Here is an 8,166-nt window from a genome sequence, read left to right on the forward strand (position 1 = left end):
CGCTTTTCACAGACCCTCAATGATTGAAACTATGGAAAATCACAGATTATTGTTGCTGTTGCTTTTGCTGGCCTGCTATGCCAACGCTTCCGCACAGGTTTCATTCGGCTCTCCGCAGCCTGTCAATGACAACTGGAAATTCACACTAACGGACGTGAAAAATGGCGAAGCCGCAGCGCTGAACGACAGCAAATGGCAGAAGGTAGACCTTCCGCATGACTGGAGCGTGAAAGGCCGGCTAAGCCCCGCGCTGGCCAGCTGCATGGGCTATCTGCCGGGCGGCATCGGCTGGTACCGCAAAACCATTCACATACCCGAAGCGCAGAAAGGTAAAAAGGTATACCTGTACTTCGAAGGCGTTTACAACCGCAGCGAAGTATTCGTGAATGGCGCACTCGCGGGGAAACGCCCCAACGGCTACATTTCCTTTATGTACGACGTAACGCCTCAGATAATGTACGGGAAAGACAACATCATCGCCGTGCGGGTAGATCACAGCCAGAGCGCGGATTCCCGCTGGTACACCGGCTCCGGTATTTACCGGAACGTATGGCTGGTGTATGTTGATCCGCTGCACATCGCGCAATGGGGCGTGTATGCATTTCCGAAGAACGTATCGGAAAAAAAGGCGGAGCTGGAAGTAGAAGTAGAAATTGAAAATGATCTGTCTTCCGCCGCCACTGTAACTGTCCGTAACGAACTGTTATCTCCCGAAGGAAAAGTGGTAGCCAGCGGCTCGGGGAAAGTAAATGTAGCGGCCAATGGCAAAAACAGGTTCCGTAGCAGCCTGAGCGTAAAAGCGCCTCATCTGTGGAGCATCCGTCAACCGGACCTCTACCAGCTGAAAACAACGGTTACAAAGGATAACAGGGTAGTAGACGAAACCATCACCCGTACCGGCTTCCGTTCTTTCACCTTCGACCCGGACAAAGGCTTTGCCCTGAACGGAGAATGGATGAAAGTAAAAGGCGTATGCCTTCATCATGATGCCGGTGTGCTCGGCGCCGCCGTGCCGCGCGATGTATGGAAAAGAAGATTGCAAACATTAAAAGACATCGGCTGCAACGCCATCCGCACCAGCCATAACCCGCAGGCGCCCGATGTATACGATCTGTGTGATGAACTTGGATTGCTCGTGCTGAACGAGGCATTCGATGAATGGGAATTTGCCAAACGCAAATGGCTGGAAGGCTGGAACGTAGGCACACCGGGTCATCAGGGCTCATTCGACTTCTTCGAGGAATGGGGCGAAAAAGACCTGGCGGACATGGTGCGCCGCGATCGCAATCACGTAGCCGTTTTCGCCTGGAGCATCGGCAATGAAGTGGATTATCCCAATGATCCGTATTCACATCCCGTACTGGATGGAAAAAACGCCAGCGGTTTCACACAACCCATCTTTGGCGGATATAAAAAAGATGCGCCCAACGCCATGCGCCTCGGCGGGATCGCAAAGCGGCTGGTAAACGTGGTGAAGCAATACGATCCGTCACGGCCCGTAACGGCCGGACTGGCGGGCGTAGCCATGTCCAACGAAACGGAATACCCCGGCGCGCTGGACATCACCGGCTATAACTACACCGAAAGCCGGTATGCGCAGGACCATGCCACTTATCCGAAACGGGTGATCTACGGCAGCGAGAACCGCCACGACATTTCCGCCTGGAAAGCCGTGACGGATAACGAACATATTTTCGGACAGTTCTTGTGGACGGGAATAGATTACCTCGGGGAATCAGGCCCCTGGCCCTCGAGAGGGTTTTATTCCGGCCTGCTCGATTTCGGTGGCTTCATCAAACCAAGGGGCTACTTCCGGCAATCGCTGTGGGCCGATCACCCGGTTATCTATGCCGGCACCTATCCTGTGCCCGGCGGAAATGCCGGCGGCGAAATGGAAGACGTCTGGTCCCAACTGGAAGCCCGGAACAACAGGCGCCCCGAAAGAGCGCCTTCTATGGATGCCTGGCCGGTATGGAATTACCGGGAAGGGCAGCTCATCAGGGTGGTGAGCTATACGAATGCTGCCAAAGCAAGACTGGAACTGAATGGGAAAACGGTGGGCGAAGCGAAAGACTATGATGAAAAAACAGGCATCATCTATTGGGATATTCCCTACGCCGGCGGAAAGCTGGAAGCAGTGGCGCTGGATAAAGAAGGAAAAGAGATCGCCCGTTACGTTATTCAATCCTCCAAACAACCCTATGCGCTGAAGATCCAGCACATCGATAAAGCGATCAATAAAAACAAAGGGCTGACGCAGGTGGTGGTGCAGGTAGTCGATGAAAATGGCGTACCTGTTATGATATCCGATAACGAGATCACCTGCCAGATCGCCGGCCCGGGTGAGTTGCTCGGGCTGGAAGCCAGCAACAACAGGGATATGAGCGATTATACCGATAATGTTCACCGCGCTTATCATGGCCGCTTGCTGGCGTATATTCAGGCCACCGGCGAAGACGGAGAAATTAAAGTACGTTTTTCGTCGCCGTGGCTGCAGGCCGTGGAGGCAAGTATTTCTTTACAATAAGCGTTCTGCTGATCGCGCCGGAAACAAGTATTTCCTTACAATAAAATTTGTATATGCGTTCTATAATAACCGGATGGTTGATATGCATGAGTGTTGCCACGAAACTCTCCGCGCAGGAGCATAACGTAACGGGGCCGGACGGGCACCTGGCCGTGCAGCTGTCCGTACAATCCGGCAAGCCGGTGTATACTGTTTTGTACAAAGGAAAAGTTTTCCTGGAACCCTCGCCGCTTGGCCTGCAAACCAATGCCGGCGATTTTTCAACCGGCATGAAGATCACCGGCAGCAAGGCAGGAAAGGTGGATGAAAGCTATACCCTGAATCGCGGAAAGGCTTCGCGAATACATTACAGGGCCAACGAGCTGACCCTTACGCTGGAAAACGAAAAGAAGCAATCCATATCGGTATGTTTCCGCGTCAGCAATAACGATGTCGCTTTCCGCTATCTCGTGCCCAAACAGGGAGAAACCGCCAGCATCATCATCCGGAAAGAAAGCACCGGCTTTGATTTCCCCGCCCGCACTACTACTTTCCTTACACCGCAGAGTGATGCCATGATCGGATGGAAACGCACCAAACCCAGTTACGAAGAAAAATACAACGCAGATGCGCCGATGGACAAGCCTTCGCAATTCGGTAAAGGCTATACGTTCCCCGGACTTTTTCGTATAGGGGACGACGGTTGGGTGCTGGTTAGTGAAACAGGCGTGGACAGCCGTTATTGCGGATCGAGGTTGAGCGAACACCAGTCCGGCGGATTGTACACAATAGCCTTCCCCATGCCGGAAGAAAACAACGGCAACGGTACCGCGGAACCCGCGTTCGCGCTGCCCGGCGCTACGCCCTGGCGTACCATCACCGTTGGCGAAACACCCGCGCCTATCGTGGAAACCACCGTCCCCTGGGATGTAGTGAAACCGCTGTACGAAACGACCCATCATTACAAATTCGGAAAAGGCACCTGGAGCTGGATACTCTGGCAGGACCGCAGCATTAACTACGACGACCAGGTGAAGTATGTAGACCTGGCCGCCGCCATGCACTTTCAATATGTGCTGATCGATAACTGGTGGGACAAGAACATCGGCTACGAGCGGATGGAAAAGCTCATCAAATATGCGCAGGGAAAAGGTGTGGACGTATTTCTCTGGTACAGCTCCAGCGGCTACTGGAACGATATAGAGCAGGGGCCGGTAAACCTGATGGACAATCCCATCGTCCGCAAAAGAGAAATGAAATGGCTGAAAAGCCAGGGCGTGAAAGGGATAAAGGTGGATTTCTTCGGCGGGGACAAACAGGAAACAATGCGCCTCTACGAAGCGATCCTCAGCGACGCGGACGATCATGGCCTGATGGTGATCTTTCATGGCTGTACCCTGCCCCGCGGCTGGGAACGCATGTATCCCAATTTCGTGGGCAGCGAAGCCGTGCTGGCCTCGGAGAACCTGGTGTTCAACCAGCAGTCCTGCGACGAAGAAGCATTCAATGCCTGCCTGCATCCTTTCATCCGCAATACCGTTGGCAGCATGGAATTCGGTGGCACTTTCCTGAACAAACGCCTGAACCGGGGCAACGACGGCGGCTCCATCCGCCGTACAACGGATGCGTTCCAATTGGCTACCGCCGTGCTGTTCCAGAACCCGATCCAGAATTTCGCGCTGGCGCCCAACAATCTCAGCGATGCGCCGCCTGCGGCGCTGGATTTCCTGAAAGAAGTGCCGGTGACCTGGGATGAAACGCGGTACATCAGCGGGTATCCGGGCAAATATGTAGTGCTGGCCAGGAGGCATGGCAACACATGGTACATCGCCGGCATCAGTGCGGAAAAGCAGCCGTTGAAATTGAAACTGGACTTGTCGATGCTGGCGGGAAAGAAGGCGGACATCTATCATGATGAACAACAAAAACAGGTATCGGTAAAGAAGAACGGAATTTTTGAAGTGACACTTCTGCCGCAGGGAGGATTTGTGATCACCGGTAACACACAACCGCCCACGCAGGATTCGGCGTATCTCTTTACGTATTTCACCGGCAACTCCAAAGCAGGCGAAGCGATCCGTTTCGCCATCAGCAAAGACGGATACAATTTCTCCGCATTGAATAATAACGAGCCCGTCATCCTGTCAGAAAAAATAAGCTCCACCGGCGGCGTCCGTGATCCGCATATACTGCGCGGTGCGGATGGAAAAACCTTTTACATGGTGGTGACGGACATGGTGTCCGCCAACGGCTGGAACTCCAACCGGGCCATGGTGTTGCTCAAATCGCGGGATCTCGTAAACTGGACTTCATCGGTGGTGAACATTCAGCAAAGATTCCCCGGCAATGAAGACCTGCTGCGCGTCTGGGCGCCGCAAACCATTTATGATCCTGTTGCAAAAAAGTACATGGTCTACTGGTCCATGAAGCATGGCAAAGACCCTGACAAGATATATTACGCCTATGCCAATAAGGATTTTACAGGGCTGGAAACCGCACCGGAGCAGCTGTTCTTCAGTCCCACGAACGGCGCCTGCATTGACGGCGATATCGTTTTCAAAGACGGCAAATATCACCTGTTCTTTAAAACGGAAGGTGATGGTGCTGGCATCAAGGTGGCGGTATCCGACCGGCTGACAGGAGGCTACCGGCTGATCGACAAATATGTGCAGCAGACGAAAGACCCGGTAGAAGGCGCGGGCGTATTCAAGCTGAACGGGAAAAATGAATACATCCTCATGTACGATGTGTACACGAAAGGCCGCTACCAGTTCACCCGAACCACTGATCTCGAAAACTTCACCGTGGTGGACGAGGAAGTGACGATGGATTTTCATCCGCGTCACGGCACGGTGATGCCTATCACTGCGCAGGAAGCGGCGCGGCTAATGAAGGAATGGGGAACAGGAAGGTAAAAAGGACTGCCCATTATTTGAAGTGCCCCCAAATGTCAGACACTTTTGGGGGCACTTCAGTTTTTTACGAGTCCATTATCTTAAAGATACTGGAAGTTAGTTTTCGGCGTAATGTTCAGTAACGCCTGGTAGATCAGCCGGATGGTGTTCTCCACATCATCTTTCTTGATCATTTCCACGGTCGTGTGCATATACCGCAGCGGAATGCTGATGAGCGCGGACGGCGTACCATCGTTCGAATAGGCGAATGCGTCCGTATCCGTGCCGGTGCTGCGGCTTACGGCATGCAGCTGGTAAGGTATCTTTTCTTTTTTAGCGGTGTTGATGATAATATCGCGGAGGATGTTGTGCACGGCGGGGCCGTAGGTGATGCTGGGGCCGTTGCCGCAGCGGATCTCGCCTTCGATGTTCTTGTTGATCATCGGTGTGGTGGTGTCGTGCGTAACGTCTGTGATGATGGCAACATTCGGTTTGATGCGTTTGGCGATCATTTCCGCGCCGCGGAGCCCCACTTCTTCCTGCACCGCATTCACGATGTACAGGCCGAAAGGCAGGCGCTGCTTGTTTTCCTTCAGGAGGCGCGCCACTTCCGCGATCATGAACCCGCCGATGCGGTTGTCCATCGCGCGGCAGATATAATAATCATAGTTCAGCTCTTCGAACATATCATCGAACGTCACCACACATCCCACATGAATACCAAGTTCCTCCACTTCCTTGCGGGAACGGGCGCCGCAGTCCAGGAAGATATTGTCCACTTTCGGTTGCGGCTCCTTGCCGTCGCCGCTACGCAGGCGGGTGTGGATGGCCGGCCATCCGAACACTGCTTTTACGATGCCCTTTTCCGTATGAATATTTACCCGTTTGGATGGCGCGATCGCCTGATCGGAGCCACCGTTGCGGATCACGTAGATCAGTCCTTCCGCGGAGATATAGTTCACGAACCAGGATATCTCGTCCGCATGCGCCTCGATCACTACCTTGAAAGCCGCTTCCGGGTTGATGATGCCAACCGCGGAGCCATACGGGTCCACAAATGAATCGTCGATATAAGGTTTCAGGTAATTCAGCCACAGCCGTTGTCCTTCTTTCTCAAAGCCCGTAGGAGCGGGGTTGTTGAGATAGGTCTTCAGGAAGCCGAGAGATTCCTTCGTTAATATTGATTTCTGTTTTTTAGCCATAATTCCGGATTGATCCGGCAAAAATACGGATTCCGGCGGACTAAATGCCACCGGCGGCGGACCAGGCGAAGTGAAGGAGGGCGGAGAGCATCATGAGCCCGTCGAGATAAAAATAATAGACATAATCCGATGTATGCTCCTGCGAATATCGTTTAATCATTGACGTTATAGCGACGGGCGCAATAAGACTGCAAAGTACAAAGACAGGCACCGCCGGCGCCAGCAGCAGCGCGAACAACGCCGCGAGCAGCACGGAGCCGTAGTAGAGCTTGCTGAGGTTATTGTCATCGAAGTAAGTAATAAGGCTGCGGATGCCTTCCTGCCGGTCCGCCTCCCGGTCCCGGTAATCAAAGAGAATGCAGATGGCGTAGATCAGGAAGAAGCGGTGCCCGGTGAGGTAGAGCACGGATATATCCCCCGCCTGTCCCGCCACAAGGGCCGGCAGCAGGGTCGTTACGTACGTCCAAACGAAAGAAAGAAAAATGGTTTTCCCGATGGCGATCCTTTTCAGCCAGCGGAAAGCAGGGTGGGGCACTTTAGGCGCGGAGTACAGGAAAGTCAGGAGCACGGCGCCCGCAATGGGCAACCAGTGGTGCAGAAGCGGGATCAGGAACCAGATCGCCCCGATCATCCCTATGCCGCAGCCCAGCAGCTGCAGTTTCCGCCTGCGAAGCCCCCAGCTGATGCGCTCGGACTGGTGGATGACGCCGGGCGTGAGGTACCAGTGGAAGTTGTAGCTGCAAAGGGTGGCGAAGAACACGAAGCCGTAGAAGCGCAGGCGGTCGTATTCGAGATGGAGGGTCTCGTTGGACTGCCAGGTCATCATCACAGCGCAGATGGCGATGAATATGGAGCTGAAAAGGAAGAAATTGAATAATCCGCGAAACATGGGGTGCAAAATAGGGAAAAGTTGGCTCCATATATCCATGGCTGGCTAAATATTCGCACAGCGCAAAATTCTCGGTGGAAGACGCCTGGTAGCTTGGTGCGTAAACAATGACAGGGAATTTTTTTAATACCGGAGGGGCTTGTGAACAGGCATTTGTTTTTTCTTTTAAATGCCGCTGGTTGTCCGGCGTATTGGAATAATAGAACCAGTTCAGGATCTGGTCGTTGGGGAGATGCTCTCATTCCTCTTCTTCTTTAAGGATTTGCATGTAGTCAAGCATCGTGAGTTGTTGTTGCGCCTCATCATCCGTTGCAGGATACCAGATACTGATGGGAATGGGTCTGGGAAGACTTTTGTGGTTCCAGTCAAAAATCCTTCGGTATGTTCTGGTGCTGTCTGCAGCCGTGAAATGTTTGAAACCAACCATGTATTTTCCGTTTTCCGGTGATAGTTGCCGCAATGAGACCTGGGCGTTACTGATGGAAAGTTGGCAGATGCACAGGATTAAAAACAGGGTTCTTATCATGAGGGATTTATTGGGTGCTGATAAAAATACGAATATTTAAGTGTCCCGGGGCTTCTTTGTTCCGGCTCCCGGCTGCCCCGTTCTTCGTTCAGCCAGTGAAAAACCTTATTACGGGAGCAGTTCATACTATGATCAGTACCGGATCGCTC

5 protein-coding genes are annotated in these 8,166 nt (G+C 53.0%); 2 read left to right on the plus strand and 3 right to left on the minus strand.

All coding sequences use genetic code 11. From position 1 onward, the window contains the following. The first annotated feature begins 31 nt into the window (after window positions 1-31). Together CCY01nite_RS26065 and CCY01nite_RS26070 are read left to right on the plus strand one after the other, a co-directional pair. Complete coding sequence (locus CCY01nite_RS26065) at window positions 32-2,527, plus strand: glycoside hydrolase family 2 TIM barrel-domain containing protein (RefSeq protein WP_146867505.1); 2,496 nt, start codon at window positions 32-34, stop codon at window positions 2,525-2,527. Window positions 2,528-2,580: 53 nt separating this feature from the next. Beyond that, complete coding sequence (locus CCY01nite_RS26070) at window positions 2,581-5,421, plus strand: glycoside hydrolase family 97 N-terminal domain-containing protein (protein ID WP_146867506.1); 2,841 nt, start codon at window positions 2,581-2,583, stop codon at window positions 5,419-5,421. 80 nt (window positions 5,422-5,501) lie between these two features. On the opposite strand, the gene CCY01nite_RS26075 is transcribed toward CCY01nite_RS26070, so the two are convergent. The 3 genes from CCY01nite_RS26075 to CCY01nite_RS26085 all read right to left on the minus strand — a co-directional run bounded on the left by CCY01nite_RS26075 (window position 5,502) and on the right by CCY01nite_RS26085 (window position 8,017). After that, entirely contained in the window at window positions 5,502-6,602 is a 1,101-nt protein-coding gene (locus tag CCY01nite_RS26075) for a M42 family metallopeptidase (protein ID WP_146867507.1), read from the minus strand. 40 nt (window positions 6,603-6,642) lie between these two features. Then, window positions 6,643-7,491, minus strand: coding sequence for a UbiA family prenyltransferase (locus CCY01nite_RS26080; protein WP_186831278.1), 849 nt, complete (start codon window positions 7,489-7,491; stop codon window positions 6,643-6,645). A gap of 238 nt (window positions 7,492-7,729) precedes the next feature. Beyond that, window positions 7,730-8,017, minus strand: coding sequence for a hypothetical protein (locus tag CCY01nite_RS26085; RefSeq protein WP_146867509.1), 288 nt, complete (start codon window positions 8,015-8,017; stop codon window positions 7,730-7,732). Window positions 8,018-8,166 lie beyond the last annotated feature (149 nt).

Source organism: Chitinophaga cymbidii (assembly GCF_007992715.1).
GTDB classification, from domain to species: Bacteria; Bacteroidota; Bacteroidia; order Chitinophagales; family Chitinophagaceae; genus Chitinophaga; species Chitinophaga cymbidii.